The organism is Pseudomonas sp. KU26590, assembly GCF_026153515.1.
Classification (GTDB): domain Bacteria; phylum Pseudomonadota; class Gammaproteobacteria; order Pseudomonadales; family Pseudomonadaceae; genus Aquipseudomonas.
Genome location: NZ_CP110644.1, coordinates 532501 through 549164 on the forward strand (window position 1 = coordinate 532501; position 16664 = coordinate 549164).

At 57.0% G+C, this 16664-nt stretch carries 10 protein-coding genes, 2 tRNA genes and 4 rRNA genes (1 of these 16 running past the window's edge); 6 read left to right on the forward strand and 10 right to left on the reverse strand.

The genetic code is table 11. The features are described from left to right. The 6 genes from OKW98_RS02450 to rrf (OKW98_RS02475) all read left to right on the forward strand — a co-directional run. Positions 1–188, forward strand: a 16S ribosomal RNA gene (locus OKW98_RS02450); it begins 1349 nt to the left of the window's first position. 80 nt (positions 189–268) lie between these two features. Further along, positions 269–345, forward strand: a tRNA-Ile gene (locus tag OKW98_RS02455). Between the two features lie 34 nt (positions 346–379). Next, a tRNA-Ala gene (locus OKW98_RS02460) sits at positions 380–455 on the forward strand. A gap of 231 nt (positions 456–686) precedes the next feature. Further along, a 23S ribosomal RNA gene (locus tag OKW98_RS02465) occupies positions 687–3577 on the forward strand. Between the two features lie 146 nt (positions 3578–3723). Next, positions 3724–3839 (forward strand): 5S ribosomal RNA (rrf, locus tag OKW98_RS02470). A gap of 107 nt (positions 3840–3946) precedes the next feature. After that, positions 3947–4062 (forward strand): 5S ribosomal RNA (gene rrf / locus OKW98_RS02475). The 16S, 23S and 5S rRNA genes sit together here with 2 tRNA genes alongside, the layout of an rRNA operon. A gap of 83 nt (positions 4063–4145) precedes the next feature. On the opposite strand, the gene OKW98_RS02480 is transcribed toward rrf (OKW98_RS02475), so the two are convergent. The 10 genes from OKW98_RS02480 to OKW98_RS02525 form a co-directional block, all read right to left on the reverse strand. Further along, positions 4146–4649, reverse strand: a complete 504-nt coding sequence (locus tag OKW98_RS02480; protein ID WP_265387834.1) for an SRPBCC family protein — start codon at positions 4647–4649, stop codon at positions 4146–4148. A gap of 43 nt (positions 4650–4692) precedes the next feature. Further along, positions 4693–8145 (reverse strand): non-ribosomal peptide synthetase, encoded by a 3453-nt coding sequence (locus tag OKW98_RS02485; RefSeq protein WP_265387835.1) that lies wholly within the window; start codon positions 8143–8145, stop codon positions 4693–4695. Continuing rightward, positions 8142–9086, reverse strand: coding sequence for a diiron oxygenase (locus OKW98_RS02490; protein ID WP_265387836.1), 945 nt, complete (start codon positions 9084–9086; stop codon positions 8142–8144). Before OKW98_RS02490 ends, OKW98_RS02485 begins: the two co-directional genes overlap by 4 nt. Positions 9087–9135: 49 nt before the next feature. Beyond that, positions 9136–9915: a DUF3050 domain-containing protein gene (locus tag OKW98_RS02495; RefSeq protein ID WP_265387837.1), complete on the reverse strand. Its 780-nt coding sequence runs from the start codon at positions 9913–9915 to the stop codon at positions 9136–9138. 725 nt (positions 9916–10640) lie between these two features. After that, positions 10641–11396 (reverse strand): thioesterase II family protein, encoded by a 756-nt coding sequence (locus OKW98_RS02500; RefSeq protein ID WP_265387838.1) that lies wholly within the window; start codon positions 11394–11396, stop codon positions 10641–10643. 151 nt (positions 11397–11547) lie between these two features. Beyond that, positions 11548–12291: a GntR family transcriptional regulator gene (locus OKW98_RS02505; protein ID WP_265387839.1), complete on the reverse strand. Its 744-nt coding sequence runs from the start codon at positions 12289–12291 to the stop codon at positions 11548–11550. Between the two features lie 226 nt (positions 12292–12517). Next, the gene (locus OKW98_RS02510) at positions 12518–13522 is read right to left on the reverse strand and encodes an aldo/keto reductase (protein WP_265387840.1); all 1005 of its coding nucleotides are present in this window, start codon (positions 13520–13522) and stop codon (positions 12518–12520) included. A 172-nt stretch (positions 13523–13694) separates the two neighbouring features. After that, on the reverse strand, positions 13695–14879 hold the full coding sequence (locus OKW98_RS02515; RefSeq protein ID WP_265387841.1) for an MFS transporter: 1185 nt from the start codon (positions 14877–14879) through the stop codon (positions 13695–13697). Between the two features lie 164 nt (positions 14880–15043). Further along, complete coding sequence (locus OKW98_RS02520) at positions 15044–15865, reverse strand: ABC transporter substrate-binding protein (protein ID WP_265387842.1); 822 nt, start codon at positions 15863–15865, stop codon at positions 15044–15046. Positions 15866–15887: 22 nt separating this feature from the next. Further along, entirely contained in the window at positions 15888–16652 is a 765-nt protein-coding gene (locus OKW98_RS02525; RefSeq protein ID WP_065990920.1) for an amino acid ABC transporter ATP-binding protein, read from the reverse strand. Positions 16653–16664 lie beyond the last annotated feature (12 nt).

Consider the following 16664-nt stretch of genomic DNA (forward strand, 5'->3'; position numbering starts at 1 on the left):
GAATCAGAATGTCGCGGTGAATACGTTCCCGGGCCTTGTACACACCGCCCGTCACACCATGGGAGTGGGTTGCACCAGAAGTAGCTAGTCTAACCCTCGGGAGGACGGTTACCACGGTGTGATTCATGACTGGGGTGAAGTCGTAACAAGGTAGCCGTAGGGGAACCTGCGGCTGGATCACCTCCTTAATCGAAGACTCAGCTTCTTCGCAAGTTCCCACACGAATTGCTTGATTCATTGAAGAAGACGATAGAAACAGCCCGAAATTGGGTCTGTAGCTCAGTTGGTTAGAGCGCACCCCTGATAAGGGTGAGGTCGGCAGTTCGAATCTGCCCAGACCCACCAATTTTTGTGTGGGAAACGCCTGTAGAACACCTACGGGGCCATAGCTCAGCTGGGAGAGCGCCTGCCTTGCACGCAGGAGGTCAACGGTTCGATCCCGTTTGGCTCCACCACTTACCGCTGTTTCGTTGTTAGAGTTTAGAAATGAGCATTCCGTGCTGGCACGGTGAATGTTGATTTCTAGTCTTTGATTAGATCGTTCTTTAAAAATTTGGGTATGTGATTGAAATATAGACTGGGCACCTCTTTCACTGGTGTGTGTCCAGGCTAAGGTAAAGTTTGTGAAATGCAAACTTTCGGCGAATGTCGTCTTCACAGTATAACCAGATTGCTTGGGGTTATATGGTCAAGTGAAGAAGCGCATACGGTGGATGCCTTGGCAGTCAGAGGCGATGAAAGACGTGGTAGCCTGCGAAAAGCTTCGGGGAGTCGGCAAACAGACTGTGATCCGGAGATATCTGAATGGGGGAACCCAGCGGTCATAAGACCGTTACCTTACACTGAATACATAGGTGTATGGAGCGAACCAGGGGAACTGAAACATCTAAGTACCCTGAGGAAAAGAAATCAACCGAGATTCCCTTAGTAGTGGCGAGCGAACGGGGACCAGCCCTTAAGTTGATTTGAGATTAGCGGAACGCTCTGGAAAGTGCGGCCATAGTGGGTGATAGCCCTGTACGCGAAAATCTCTTGTCAATGAAATCGAGTAGGACGGGGCACGAGAAACCTTGTCTGAACATGGGGGGACCATCCTCCAAGGCTAAATACTACTGACTGACCGATAGTGAACCAGTACCGTGAGGGAAAGGCGAAAAGAACCGCGGAGAGCGGAGTGAAATAGATCCTGAAACCGTATGCGTACAAGCAGTGGGAGCCCACTTTGTTGGGTGACTGCGTACCTTTTGTATAATGGGTCAGCGACTTATTTTCAGTGGCGAGCTTAACCGAATAGGGGAGGCGTAGCGAAAGCGAGTCTTAATAGGGCGTCTAGTCGCTGGGAATAGACCCGAAACCGGGCGATCTATCCATGGGCAGGTTGAAGGTTGGGTAACACTAACTGGAGGACCGAACCGACTACCGTTGAAAAGTTAGCGGATGACCTGTGGATCGGAGTGAAAGGCTAATCAAGCTCGGAGATAGCTGGTTCTCCTCGAAAGCTATTTAGGTAGCGCCTCATGTATCACTGTAGGGGGTAGAGCACTGTTTCGGCTAGGGGGTCATCCCGACTTACCAAACCGATGCAAACTCCGAATACCTACAAGTGCCGAGCATGGGAGACACACGGCGGGTGCTAACGTCCGTCGTGAAAAGGGAAACAACCCAGACCGTCAGCTAAGGTCCCAAAGTCATGGTTAAGTGGGAAACGATGTGGGAAGGCTTAGACAGCTAGGAGGTTGGCTTAGAAGCAGCCACCCTTTAAAGAAAGCGTAATAGCTCACTAGTCGAGTCGGCCTGCGCGGAAGATGTAACGGGGCTCAAACCATGCACCGAAGCTACGGGTATCACGCAAGTGATGCGGTAGAGGAGCGTTCTGTAAGCCTGTGAAGGTGAGTTGAGAAGCTTGCTGGAGGTATCAGAAGTGCGAATGCTGACATGAGTAACGACAATGGGTGTGAAAAACACCCACGCCGAAAGACCAAGGTTTCCTGCGCAACGTTAATCGACGCAGGGTTAGTCGGTCCCTAAGGCGAGGCTGAAAAGCGTAGTCGATGGAAAACAGGTTAATATTCCTGTACTTCTGGTTATTGCGATGGAGGGACGGAGAAGGCTAGGCCAGCCTGGCGTTGGTTGTCCAGGTTTAAGGTGGTAGGCTGAGATCTTAGGTAAATCCGGGATCTTAAGGCCGAGAGCTGATGACGAGTGTTCTTTAGAACACGAAGTGGTTGATGCCATGCTTCCAAGAAAAGCTTCTAAGCTTCAGGTAACCAGGAACCGTACCCCAAACCGACACAGGTGGTTGGGTAGAGAATACCAAGGCGCTTGAGAGAACTCGGGTGAAGGAACTAGGCAAAATGGCACCGTAACTTCGGGAGAAGGTGCGCCGGTGAGGGTGAAGGACTTGCTCCGTAAGCTCATGCCGGTCGAAGATACCAGGCCGCTGCGACTGTTTATTAAAAACACAGCACTCTGCAAACACGAAAGTGGACGTATAGGGTGTGACGCCTGCCCGGTGCCGGAAGGTTAATTGATGGGGTTAGCTAACGCGAAGCTCTTGATCGAAGCCCCGGTAAACGGCGGCCGTAACTATAACGGTCCTAAGGTAGCGAAATTCCTTGTCGGGTAAGTTCCGACCTGCACGAATGGCGTAACGATGGCGGCGCTGTCTCCACCCGAGACTCAGTGAAATTGAAATCGCTGTGAAGATGCAGTGTATCCGCGGCTAGACGGAAAGACCCCGTGAACCTTTACTATAGCTTTGCACTGGACTTTGAATTTGCTTGTGTAGGATAGGTGGGAGGCTTTGAAGCGTGGACGCCAGTCTGCGTGGAGCCAACCTTGAAATACCACCCTGGCAACTTTGAGGTTCTAACTCAGGTCCGTTATCCGGATCGAGGACAGTGTATGGTGGGTAGTTTGACTGGGGCGGTCTCCTCCTAAAGAGTAACGGAGGAGTACGAAGGTGCGCTCAGACCGGTCGGAAATCGGTCGTAGAGTATAAAGGCAAAAGCGCGCTTGACTGCGAGACAGACACGTCGAGCAGGTACGAAAGTAGGTCTTAGTGATCCGGTGGTTCTGTATGGAAGGGCCATCGCTCAACGGATAAAAGGTACTCCGGGGATAACAGGCTGATACCGCCCAAGAGTTCATATCGACGGCGGTGTTTGGCACCTCGATGTCGGCTCATCACATCCTGGGGCTGAAGCCGGTCCCAAGGGTATGGCTGTTCGCCATTTAAAGTGGTACGCGAGCTGGGTTTAGAACGTCGTGAGACAGTTCGGTCCCTATCTGCCGTGGACGTTTGAGATTTGAGAGGGGCTGCTCCTAGTACGAGAGGACCGGAGTGGACGAACCTCTGGTGTTCCGGTTGTCACGCCAGTGGCATTGCCGGGTAGCTATGTTCGGAAAAGATAACCGCTGAAAGCATCTAAGCGGGAAACTTGCCTCAAGATGAGATCTCACTGGAACCTTGAGTTCCCTGAAGGGCCGTCGAAGACTACGACGTTGATAGGTTGGGTGTGTAAGCGCTGTGAGGCGTTGAGCTAACCAATACTAATTGCCCGTGAGGCTTGACCATATAACACCCAAGCAATCTGCAGAAAGATGGCAGGTTGCGGTGTGTGAAGACGCATGAAGACGAAAGTTTGCGAACACACAGGCTGTACCTTGATCACATACCCGATTTGCTGAAGCGTTCGAGAGAACGAGTCAGCACCCGAATTTCTTGACGACCATAGAGCGTTGGAACCACCTGATCCCATCCCGAACTCAGCAGTGAAACGATGCATCGCCGATGGTAGTGTGGGGTTTCCCCATGTGAGAGTAGGTCATCGTCAAGATTAAATTCCGAAACCCCATTTGCGAAAGCAGATGGGGTTTTGTTTTAAGTGAAGGTCATACATTTTCGCTGGAACGTTACGTCAGTAACGGATCGGCTACAGAATTTCTTGACGACCATAGAGTGCTGGAACCACCTGATCCCATCCCGAACTCAGCAGTGAAACGGTGCATCGCCGATGGTAGTGTGGGGTTTCCCCATGTGAGAGTAGGTCATCGTCAAGATTGAATTCCGAAACCCCAGTCTGCTTACGCAGACTGGGGTTTTGTCGTTTAGGCCACCTATACTGAAGCGCCGCAGGCTTCTGCTATGAGCGCCTCACAGCTTCTGGCACGTTCTTCATCGCACCATCAGCAAAGCCCTGCAAAAACTCTCTGAAGCCCTCAGCGCTTGTCGATCCGTTGTCCACAGGCTCGGCAATGATGGCCCAGGTAGCAACGCAGCTGGAACTGCCCTTAGGGACAACCGTCATTGAGGCCCAGAGCTTGCTCACGCCAAGGTTGTTGTAGATGGTTGTCCAAGTCATAGCCATCGTGTCGTCATCGTGTGAGTTGAGTTGCTCAACCACCACAAGATCACCCTCCTTGAATTTCTTGTAACGGACAGAGCCCGGACCGTTACCAATCACTTCAATGCTCGCAAGCTCCGGAATGAATTGCGTGAAACCACCGAAATTCCCTACGACCTTCCAGACCTCACGTGCCGGCGCGTTTATCGAGATTGCAGACACCACCGGTTCTCCGCCTGGATTGGTAATCAGCGTATCGGGCGAAAGGAAGCCAAGGGTGTTGAGCGGCTGAATAGCGTTCATTGTTGTTCTCCATAACTTAAAGGGGATGTTGCGTTGGGGTGTATCAGATGAAGGCAATCTCTTTCAGGTAGTCGCAGCCTTTGCGCAGCAGCGCCGGGGTTTTCGAGGGGTAGCACGCGCCCATCTGTTGAACACCCGCATGGGCGTTCTGGTAGGCGATCATTGATATGTCTCCGATGTCCTCCTCAAATCCGTCGAGATAAAAGCCGAGCACGCCGAACAAAGCGTTTTTGCTGTCCACCCGATTCAACTGGGTTTGCCACTCACTGACGCTGACCATCTCGAAATCACTGCCCGCTTCACGGAACGCGCTGACGTAATTGCTCCAGCTCAACGGCTCCGGGTTGTGAAGGTTGAAGACTGCGTGAGCTGGCTGGTAACGACTGGCATGAAAGCCGATGAATCGGGCGAGGAAGTCGACAGGCATCAAGTCGAAACTCATGGAGAAGTCCGGCACCTGGCCCAGTTGCATCGAACCCTTGAGCATCAGCATCAGGCGGTTTTTGTGCGGCTGGCAGACACCGGTCGCGCTGTTGAATGCAATATTGCCGGGTCGATAGATGTTCACCCACGCGCCTCGCTCACGGGCTCGCTGCAGGATCCGCTCGGCGACCCACTTGGAGAGGTTGTAGCCGTTCTTGAGATAGATCGGCGGTGTCTCGGCAGCGGGAGCTTCGAGGACGCGACCATCAGCCCCAACAGCGCTCGAGGCAGAAAGCGTCGACACAAAGTTGAACACTTTCTTGCTGCGCCCTTCACACAGCTTCAGGCATTCGAAGATCGGCTCAACGTTATCCTTGGCCAGCGTCTCGTAATCCTGGACGTGGTTGACGTTGGCAGCGTTGTGCACCAGCGCGCCAAACTCGCGATCAAGCCGCTCATACACTTCGCTGCTCAACCCCAGCTGTGGCCGTGTGATGTCGGCGGCGTAAACCCGCACCCGCGCCAGATCCAGATGCTCAAGACGGTTTTCCCGCAGTGCCAGGACAAAGCGGTCTTGCGCCGTCATCCCTGCGCTTTCACGAACCAGACAGGCAACCTCAGTTGCGCCCCACGCCAACAGCGCTTCGACGATGTGAACGCCGAGAAACCCGTTGGCGCCAGTGACGATGACTTTATGTACGTCGCCCATGCGCTCCACAGGCAGTACCGGCAGCTCAAAGGGCGCCGAAGCATCCATGAATGCTTTCGGGCTGACGGTCCATGAGGTTGTGCCGTCGCTGTCGAGCAGTGACGCCAGATTGGTCAGCGTTGGCGCCTCGATGAACCGATTGATCGGTATGCTGCGGCCGAACCGTTCGCGAATCCCCAGCAGCATCTGCGAGAGCAGAATCGAGTGGCCACCCAAATTGAAAAAGCTCTCGTCGGTTGATATTTCGCCGGGCGGAAGTTCCAGCAGATCCGCCCACAGCGCAAGGAGCATTATCTCGTTTTCGGTGTCGGGCAAGCGACGTGGGGCTTGCTCCAGCATATTCACGGGCAGCAGCAACAGCGCCTTGCGATCGACCTTGCCGTTGCTGGCAAACGGCATGCTCGCCAACTCCGTGTAGGCGGTCGGCCGCATATAGTCGGGCAGCAACGCTGCGACATGGTCCTTGAGCAAATGCCGAGCGGCGTCTGGTTCTACGCCGTGCGGTTGCGCCAGAAAAGCCAGGATGCGTCGCTGGTCGTCAATCACCACCGCGACTTGGCGGTACAGCTGGCTGTCGCGCAGGCAGTGTTCGATCTCCTCTGGCTCCACCCTGAATCCCCGGATCTTCACCTGGTTGTCACGCCGTCCGGAAAGCTCGATACCATCGTTCGTCCATTTACCGATGTCCCCGGTTCGGTAGGCCCGAACGCTTTGGCCATCACCCAGCGCGACATGCACATAGCGCTCATCGGTGAGGGCAGGGTTGTTGATGTAACCCAGGCACACGCCCGGACCGACGATGTAGAGCTCGCCGGGGGTCTGGTCCGCGACGGGCTGCATGTCCTCGTCGAGAATCAGGACCTGGCTGTTAGCGATCGGGCGACCCAGGTTGCGGTTGCTGCCGCCGGGTTGAAACCGGCCGGCTGTGATCAGCACCGTGGCCTCAGTCGGGCCGTACAGGTTGTGGAAGTGACATTGCGCTGCCAGGCGTTCAATCACGTAGGGCTCGCAGACATCACCGCCCGTGCACAAGTGCTTGAGCTTCAGCGGTCGATCAATCGGCAGGATGCTCAACAAGGCGGGCGGCAGAAACGCGTGGCTGAGATTCTGATCCAGCAGCTCGAACAGCTGCAGCGGATCACGACGCTGATCGTCGTTCGCCACGATCAGTTCAGCGCCGCTGAGCAGGGTGGGGAATATGTCGATGACCGATGAATCGAAACTCAGCGTCGAGAACTGCAGCACACGGCTGTGTTCGGAGAGCTCGACAGAGTGTGCATACCAGGCCGTGAAATGGCTCAGGTTGCGCTGACTGAGCATCACGCCTTTCGGGTGTCCGGTCGTACCCGAGGTGTACAGCGCCATGCACGGCGCGTCGGCCTCCGGGCCATAGCGCATCAACGACCGCGCCGTCGGCACGATCTTGATGTGACTGATGTCCAGCCCCGGCACAGCCACGCCCGCCAGTGGGTGGCTGCCATCATGCAGCAGTAACGTGGCTTGTGCATTTTCGAGGATGAACTGCTGACGCTGAAGAGGCTGGCTGGGGTCCAGGGGCAGGTACACCGCTCCGTGGCCCAAAATGGCGAGGATGCCGGCGAACAGCGCCGCAGATTTCGGCATACAAATGCCAATCACCAACGGTTCAGTTGATGTGTGCGGCAGCATGGCCTGTATCTGCGTCTGGATCGCGACGCTGTGCGCGCGCAGCTGGTCATAACTGATGCGCTCGCCGTCGATACTCAGCGCCGTGCGCCCGGCGAATTCGCTAAAGCTCCGATCCAGGCGTGCGACAAGCGTCTGCTCGGCAACACGCAGCAATTCCGGGGCCGCGGTGAAGTTGAAGCAGTGCTCGAAGGCCAGTCGGTCCAGCCGTAGCAAGCTCTCCTGGCGCTCACTGTGCGGTGGGTCAACGCGCTCGGCGCGCGCGAAATATCGGGTATCACGCGAGAACCGGCTGATCAGCATCGCGACGTTGTCGACCATCGTTGCGACCGCAGTGTCCCTCAGCACGCGTCCGTTGCCGGACAGCGTGGCAGCCACGGCGTAGCGTACGATCAAGCGCTGCGCCGTAGCCGTTCCAAGCCAGCACAATATTTCCAGCTCAGGCAGTGCCCGATCGCTCACCGGTGTAAGTCCTACCCGGAGGCCAAGATGCACGGCTGTCTTGAGCGCGCCCAATCCTGCGTCGGGCAGGTCCAGCGTGCCGTCCTCGATGAGGATAGATGCGTTCTGCGGCGCGCTCAGCTCCAGCGTGCCCTCATCGCGCAGGTGATGGATCAGATGCCCGTGGGCGTCGAGTTCTGCACTCAGCTCACTCATCGCCTGGCTATGGCCGATGAGCACAATCTCCAGGCGCTTCATAGCAAGCCTCCGGCCGGTAGATAGTCGGCAAGGGCGTGCTGAACGCAGGTGGAATCGAGCATCGAGCTGGAGGTGAAGAAACGCATGATGTTGCCCACCAGCGGATGGTGGCGGTTGATCGGGAAGCACATCGCCTGCGTCTCTTCCTTGAGCGCCTGTTTGATCGGTTCCGCGACGGGCAAGCTGTCGATCAGAACGAAATCAAAGGACTTCTGGATGTCATTGGTCAAATATTGAGCAATGAATACGGGCAGGATCTGCGCGATGAGCTGCCTGTCCTGTTCGGGCGCTGCGTGCCAGTAGATTCTGACCAGGCGCGCCCAGAAACCGGAATGCCGTCCTTCATCTAGCAGGTGGTCCGCCATGAGGCCTTTGATGGACTGCTTCACCGTGTCGTCCTTGGCGAACGCAGCCACATCGTTGGTCACGGTGTTCTCGGCAATCGCCACGCAGATGAGCTCGACCGCGCTGCGCAAGTGGTCCGGCGCGAGGGCCAGAGCGGCGGGGATGGCTCGACTGAGTTCGATTTCCTGTGGCAACGGGATTGGCTGGATGCCAGTGAGTGCGATGGTTTGCTGCATGAAATCCATCGCCACCAGAGCGTGGTAATCCTCGTCGACGACCACAGTCATGGCGTCGTAGCGGCAAGCAAAGGGAAAGCGGATTGCGAAATTGTCCTTGGCGATGCTTCGTGCGGTCTTGTCGACGATTTCGGTCTCGAAAATCACCACGTCGTTGATGAACTTGTACAGGCTCTGTACCAGCGCCAGATCGCGCAGATGGGCGCATTCGCGGGTGAACGTCTCGCTCAGCACCAGTGGCTGGCGGCTCAGCGGGTAGATCAGTTTTTCGTCATTTTCGACAATGCGGCGCGGGCGTGTCCGAATCGTCGCGCGGCCTTCCCAGGCATCGACGAATGACAAGTAGTCTTCGGCCTTCATGATGGCGTCCTTGTGTGGAGGGCTGGTCGAGTACGGAGGCGTGATGGACTCATGCGCTGACTTCCCGCGCGGTCTCGCGCATGGTCACGCGAAGGGCGTCCCACAGCGCAATGCGGCTCTCGACTGCGGTGATGGCCGCGGCATAGACCTCGCGCTGGTGCTGTTCATTGCCCGCGACTAGCCTGGTCAGCAACGATTCTGCAGCCGGGCCGTGGTCTTCGGAGTCCACTTCGATGTGGCGTTCCAGGTAGTAGCGAAAGGTTGGTGCCTTGTCGGCCGTGATGCCCCAGTCGTCGAGAATCCGCTGGAACATCTGCGGGATGACACTCTCGCGACCGTGCAGGAACGCCGCAGCCACGCAATGCGCGGGCGCATTCAAAGCAATGTCGAGGGTGTCACGGACGAAGTGCGTGGCCGCTCGGCCAGCGCCAACGCTGTCGAGCGCGGTTTTGTAGTGGATGCCTTCGCGCAACAGTTCGACGAAATGCTCGATGCGTGCCGTGCTTGCGCCGATTTCTCGCATGGCGTCCAGGTACAGTTCGAAGTGGCTGTAATGATCTCGGCGCCCTGGCCGATCATCCGACTCCTCACCCAACACAATCTCGTTGATGAGCCGCGCTGCCTTCGGGTCTCGCGGCGGCAGCCAGGGGAGTCGGGTGCACGTGAGTTCCTGCTGCAGCCGTTTGGTCAGTGACATGAAGTCCCAGACCGCGAACACATGCACCTCCATGAACCGCTGCAAGGCGTGCAGTGAATCGATTTCGGAAAAAACAGGGTGCGTGCTGAGTTCTGATTTCTTCGCGATAAGTTGCTGTTTCAGAATATCCATTTTTACGTCCTTGATAGATTGGGTGCGTCGCGAACTCGTTTAATTGTCACAGCCGACGGTCGTCTTAAGTTGCCGTGTAAACAACGGATAACATGACGTCCGTTAATCTGGGCCAATAAGAAGCTGCGAAACTTATTTCGTGAATGGTCAACAATCGTGCAGGCTGAAATTGGGCATGCGCACTTGGCCTATGCCCTCACCGACCAGCGTCTGCGGGCGAAAAGCCCTTAAATGTTGGCGGCCAGAAAACGTTAGAACACTTTCAAATGGTTTCGCAAATACTTTTTAATATAATTAACAGCGTAGTTAAATCGCGCGCGAGAGAAGGTGTTAAAACTTTCAAATAAAGTTTTATTGGGGCGAACGCAACCCTTCCGGCTAGTAGCGTCAGAATTGAAATTAATGAACGAATACCTCGTTCAGCGTTGCGCTTTATCGGGCTAATACAGTTTTTGAGATTTTTTGATTTGGGCGACATTTAGGGTTCAACTTCAATGTCTCCGCCCAGGGCAATGCTCCTTTTGCCGCTCCATGAAAACTGCCTTCCCTGAACCGGCTGCAGACCGATTCGTCGTTCGAGTGTGCCTGAACGCGGCGGTACACCGCGTCAACGACGGCCAATTTTCACGATAGGTGCATTAGCGGCGGCCCGAGCGCGGGAGGGCCTGCTTTTAGTCGTAGGAGACGTTAGAAGGGGGCGTAAAGGAGAGGGCGGCGGTTTTTCTTCAGCCGCCCAGCAAGCCGAGGTGCGTGTTGATGATGTGCAGCAGGCGGTCGCGTTGCGAGCTGAGAAAGTCATGGGTGCCGCGCACTTCGATCAGTTCGAACTCGCGACGTGTGAACTCTCGCCATCTCATCATGCTGGCGGCGGTAGCCACCGGATCATCGCTGCCATACAGACCGGTTAGCGGAATATCGAGGCCCTCGTCCGCACGATGTGACCAGATCTCCGACAGCTTTACGTCGCTACGCACGACAGGCTCCAGCAGCTTCAGGCGTTTCTTATCCTGCGGGAACGTGTTCGGGAGCACGCCCAACCTGATCAGCGCTTGAATGAAGTCGTCCTGCGGCAGCGTGTGCAAATACGGCCAGGGCTGTCGGCTGTCAGGGCTGCGGCAGCCAGAAATGAACAGGTGGCGTGTCAGGTTCGGGTAATGCGCCTGCGTCAGCCTGGCCATTTCATAAGCGACCCGACCGCCGAAGCTGTGGCCGTAAAATGCATGGGGTTCGCTCAGATACGGCTGCAACGCGAGGAAGGTGTCTTGCAGCAAGGGCGCCCACTGATCGTAAGGCGTTTCCTTGAGCCGGCTGCCGTGGCCGGGCAAGCGCAATGTCACCAGCTCGATATGATCGGCAAGGCCTTCGGACCAGTCACGAAAGTGCTCCGGATCGCCTCCTACGTGAGGAAAGCAAATCAGGCGTGTTCTGACGGGTTGTCCGGAATTGACTACCATCAGCCATTTGTTCTTTTCGGCTTGCACTCAGCTTCCCCGAGCCTTGATAAGGCGTCATAACCGTGGAGCCGGGTCCTTCGGCGCATACGCCGTCATGAACGGCGTTCGTTGATCCCTTGTGCGTCTCGGCCGATCAGTCAGTGGCGAGCAAGGTCAAGATTGAAGACAGCAGCGAATGTCACTGGGTGACAGCGCGTTTCCGTGAGGCCGCCGCAGGTTGTGCCTCTTCCGCCTTACGGGCGCTCAAGTAGGCATTGATGGCTTCAACACCACGATTCAAGTGGTGAGCCAGCGCCTCGACCGTGGCGTTTACATCACCGGCACCGGCCATCTCCAGCAATTCAAGGTGGTCGTGTTGGGACACCTTGCCCAGGTTCATTTGCTTGAGATTGAAACGCAAGAAGCGCTCTTCCTCGTTCAAACCGTCCTCGACCAATTTGAGCAGGCGCTTGTTGTGGGCCTTCGAATACAGCGCCATGTGGAACTGGCGGTTGAGCGTGCCCATGATGCTGTAGTCGGTTTCGACCTCAAGCTGTTCGATGTACCCACGCGCCATGTTGATGTCTTCGGCGGTCAGCAGCGGGATCGACTGTCGCAGGGCCTCGGACTCCAGCAGGATGCGCAACGCGTAGGCATCCGTAGCATCCTCGTTGATCAAGGGGGCAACGACCGCACCTTTGTGGGTCTCGACGCGCAACAACGATTGAGCTTCCAGCTGACGCAGTGCTTCGCGAACAGGCATGCGGCTGACACCGAACAGCGTCGCCAGCTCTTGCTGCCGTAGGGCGATGCCTGCCGGGAGGCGTCCTTCAAGGATGGCATTGCGCAGTTTTTCTTCGATGACGGCACGCGCCATATGCGCAGGCGGCTGCTCATCACCCAGGGTTTCCCGCAGAAATTGCTCTTTCTCAGTCCTGCGCATGCTTGATCTTCTTCGGCTGACCAGTTATTGGATCCAATGGAACACTAGAGACCGCTGCCGGACTTGTCAAACGTTGATACAGGTTTAGCAGGCTGCCTCGGCGCGGCATTCTACAAGGGATTGAGGGAACAGGTATTGCCATCAATCGGGATTGGGAGCGGGATGTTCAGCCTCGGTGACGCAACTCGCTCGCGGCAATCGAGGCTGGCTTTGCAGTCGGTCGCTGTCAGATATACCGGCCTGTCACGAAATGCTGCACATCGTTGAACCCCGGCGTTGACGCATGCCCGGGTGTCACGAGGGAGTCAATAAACGCTTCATCCTCGGCACTGATGTTCACGCTGAGCGCTTTGGTGTAGCTGTCCCATTGGTCCTCGGTGCGCGGCCCGACAATCGCAGAGGTCACGGCCTGGTTATTCAGCACCCACGCGATAGCGAACTCCACCAGACCTACGCCTTTGGCCTGGGTATAAGCCTGCAGTTTCTGGGCGATGTGCAAGGACTCGCTGCGCCATTCGGTTTCCAGAATGCGTTTGTCCTGACGGCCGGCGCGGGTGCTACTGTCCGGTGTCACGTCGGGGGCGTACTTGCCACTCAACACGCCGCGCGCCAGCGGGCTGTAGGGCACGACACCCAAGCCGTAGAACTTCGCCGCAGTGATCTGTTCCAGCTCGGCCTGACGGTTGACGATGTTGTACAGCGGCTGGCTGATCACCGGTTTGTCGACGCCCAGGCGCTGAGCGACGTTGACCACTTCGGCGATACGCCAGCCCCGGAAGTTCGACACGCCCCAGTAACGGATCTTGCCCTCGCGGATCAGATCGCCGATGGCAGATACGGTCACTTCGAGTGGCGTGTTGTGGTCTTCCTTGTGCAGGTAATGGATATCGATGTAATCGGTGTCGAGACGTCGCAGGCTGGATTCAATTTCATTGAAAATATGCTTGCGATTCAGGCCGCTGGAGTTCGGTGCGGTATTGCCCGAGGTGCTGCCGACTTTTGTGGCCAGGACCCACTCGCTACGCCGTTTGGCAATGGCTTCGCCGACGATCTCCTCAGACCGGCCGGCGTTGTAAACGTTGGCGGTGTCGATGAAGTTGACTCCTTCATCCCAGGCCTTGTCGATGATGCGCAGGGATTCTTCGGTGCCCGTCTGCACGCCGAACATCATCGAGCCCAGCGTCAGCGTTGAAACCTGGAGGCCGGATTGGCCAAGGGTGCGGTATTTCATTGCTCGATATCCTTTTCGTCGGGGAAGTGGAGATCAGGACAGTCTGGGACAGGCTTGCAAGGGGTCTCGTAAAGACCGATCAGACCGACAGCTCTAGGCCGGACATACTCACCTGTTTGGGATGGGTTTGAAAAGTGACAAATTGACGGATCGCGTGCAACTGAGCACCGGCTCAGAGGGAGATGTCAGCGTGAGCGAGCTTCGCGTGTCGTCCGGCCAGAAAGCACAATGTGCCGCCTATGGCGGTCAGGCAAGCGAGGACATAAAACATGGTCGGCGCGGGGCTATTGATCAATAGATAGCCGCAAATCACCGGGCTCAACGCTCCGCCGAAGGCCGCCAGATTCTGCGCACCCAAGTAACTGCCCCGCAGGTGATCGGGGGCGATGGTATCGACGAACAGGTATTCAGCGGGGTAGATGATCATTTCGCCCAGCGTAAACACGAACATCGCGGCGCACCAGGCCAGGGTCGTGTGGGAAAAACTGAAGCCGATGAGGCCTATCGCGAACAACGCTGTGCCGAGGCAGATCCAGTACGGCAACTGCTCGCGCTTGAGAAAACGGCCGATCTGGTACTGCATCAGGATCACCGTCACCGCGTTGCACGCCAGCACGGCGGAGAGGATTTTCAGCGCCTGTTCCGCCGTGTGCGTGACCAACAGAAACTGCGACAGGTACAACGTATACCGGCCATGCACGATGGTGCTGAGCAAGCTGCCGCCCGTGAACAGAATCAGCGTGCGGTCATTTTTCAGCGTGATCAGGGTGTCGAGAAAGCTGCGCGGTGGGTGTTCGGTATCAGCGAGTGCGCGCGGGATGCCGAGCATCAAGAAGAGACTGCAGAACGCGATGGCGCTGGCGATGAAAAACGGCGCCAGTGGCAGGTGCCCGGCAATGACCACGCCGAGCATCGGGCCTGTGGCGTAGCCAATGTTGGTGAGTGTATAGCGCAGCGAAAAAACCTTCGCACGCTGACCGATGGGCAGGTTTTCGCTGATGATTGCTTTGGAGCCGATCAAAAACAGCGCCGACGCCGTCTCAGTGATGACCAGCGTGAGGGTCGTCAGATAGACGTTGTGGGCGAAGGTCAGCAGCGCGAAGCCGACGGCACTGGACAGCATCGCCATGATAAGTAATTTGCGCTTTTCCAGCCGGTCAATGACGTAGCCACCGTACAGCCCCAAGAGCGTGGCGATGAACACGGCGATGCCCATCAACAGCCCGACGTCTTGCTGGTTAAGCCCCAGTCTTGTGCTCAGGAACAGCGACAGCAAAGGGCTGGTCATCGCCCGGCTCATGACGATGGTCAGCGAGCAGATCATCAGGCGGCGGATGACGAGGGAGTAGGTGGGCACTCTGGATTTCCTTTATGTCAGCGCTTCCTTGTGTAGGCGCGCGCTTGCCCGCGAATGCGTCATGCCTGATAGCGAGTCAGGGACTGACACACTTCAATCGCGGGCAAACGCGCTCCTACAGAAATACGTGCTTAGTGTTCGTCCGTGATACGTCGCGCAGCCGTTTACTTCCCCTGATTCATCCCGACCTTGGTCACCGCACCCTGCTCCAGCTCCCACTTCTTGAGAATCTTGCCATAGGTGCCGTCGTCGACCATGGCCTGCATCGCTTCGGCAATGGCGGCCGCCAGTTCGGGGTTGGACTTGCTGACGCCCAGGCCGGTGAACTGCTTGGAGATCGCCAGGCCGAGGGGCTTGTAGGTGTCCTTCTCCTGGGACATCAGGTATGGAATGGTTTCGCTGCCCTGCATCGCGGCGTCGAGCCTGCCCTGACGCAGTTGTGCGCGTGCATCGGCCGAGCCTTCGGAGCCACTGACGATGATCGCCGGCTTGCCTTTCGCTTCGCAGTTTTCCTTGCTCCAGCCAGCAATTTCCGCAGGCCAGGTGGTGCGGCGACTGGTGCCGACTTTCTTGCCGCACAAATCGGCGGGCTCATTGAGGTCAGCGTTTTTGGTCAGCGTGTACAGCTGCGGCCCGCTGGCGAAGTAGTCGATGAACGTCACCGACTTCTGCCGCTCGGCCGTGTCGGTCATGCCCGACAGAATGATATCGAAGCGCTTGGTGACCAGGCCGCTGACCATTTGCTCGAAGGCGGTCTCCTGCCATTTGATCTTGACGCCAAGGCGCTCGGCCAGGGCGTTGCCGAGATCCACATCCAGGCCGGTCAGGGTGTTGGTGCTGGTGTCTTTGAAATCCATCGGCGGGTAATTCGGCACGATGGCGGCACTGATTTCGCCCTTGTCCTTCAGGCTTGCGGGCAGCGCGGCGAACACCGGCGCGGACGCCATCAGTCCGGCGAGCAAGCTGGGGATGAAGATCTTTTTCATGGTCGTTCTCGTTTGTTCTGGTTTAAGTGCGAACGGCAGAAATGAAGCTTTGGGTTCTTGGGTTTTGTGGGCTTATTAGAATGTCTTCCGGGGTGCCGGCCTCCACAATCTGGCCGCCGTCCATGAACACCATCCGGTTGGAAACTTCGCGGGCAAAGCCCAGTTCGTGTGTCACGACGATCATGGTCATGCCGCTGTGCGCCAGGTCACGCATTACCGACAACACCTCGCCCACCAACTCCGGATCGAGGGCGGAAGTGGGTTCGTCGAACAGCATCAGCTTGGGCCGCATCGCCAAGGCGCGAGCGATCGCGACACGCTGCTGCTGACCGCCGGAGAGCTCGACGGGGTAGGAGTGGCGCTTGTCCGCCAGCCCGACGCGTGCCAGTAACTCGGTGGCTTCCTCGTTGGCCTCTTTGGGCGAGCGCTTGAGCACCTGGATCGGGCCTTCGATCACGTTTTGCAAGGCGGTCATGTGCGGGAAGAGGTTGAAGCGCTGAAACACCATGCCGGTGCTCAAACGCTGACGGGCAATCTGAGCGTCCGTCAGTTCGTGCAGTTTGTTGCCGACGATGCGGTAGCCCACCAGTTCGCCGTCGACCCACAAACCGCCCTTGTCGATTTTTTCGAGCTGATTGACGCACCGCAGCAGCGTGCTCTTGCCCGATCCCGAGGGCCCGATGATGCACAGGACTTCGCCTTGTTCGACTTCAATGCTGACGTCTTTGAGGGCGTGGAACTGGTCGTAGTACTTGTTCAGGCCGACGGCTTTGACGATGTTTCTCATGCTGATTCTCCT

Bases quoted from the DNA above. Each gene is read 5' to 3' on its own strand.
- OKW98_RS02480 (WP_265387834.1), bottom strand. From the start codon at position 4,649: ATGAACGCTATTCAGCCGCTCAACACCCTTGGCTTCCTTTCGCCCGAT.
- OKW98_RS02485 (WP_265387835.1), bottom strand. From the start codon at position 8,145: ATGAAGCGCCTGGAGATTGTGCTCATCGGCCATAGCCAGGCGATGAGT.
- OKW98_RS02490 (WP_265387836.1), bottom strand. From the start codon at position 9,086: ATGAAGGCCGAAGACTACTTGTCATTCGTCGATGCCTGGGAAGGCCGC.
- OKW98_RS02495 (WP_265387837.1), bottom strand. From the start codon at position 9,915: ATGGATATTCTGAAACAGCAACTTATCGCGAAGAAATCAGAACTCAGC.
- OKW98_RS02505 (WP_265387839.1), bottom strand. From the start codon at position 12,291: ATGCGCAGGACTGAGAAAGAGCAATTTCTGCGGGAAACCCTGGGTGAT.
- OKW98_RS02510 (WP_265387840.1), bottom strand. From the start codon at position 13,522: ATGAAATACCGCACCCTTGGCCAATCCGGCCTCCAGGTTTCAACGCTG.
- OKW98_RS02520 (WP_265387842.1), bottom strand. From the start codon at position 15,865: ATGAAAAAGATCTTCATCCCCAGCTTGCTCGCCGGACTGATGGCGTCC.
- OKW98_RS02525 (WP_065990920.1), bottom strand. From the start codon at position 16,652: ATGAGAAACATCGTCAAAGCCGTCGGCCTGAACAAGTACTACGACCAG.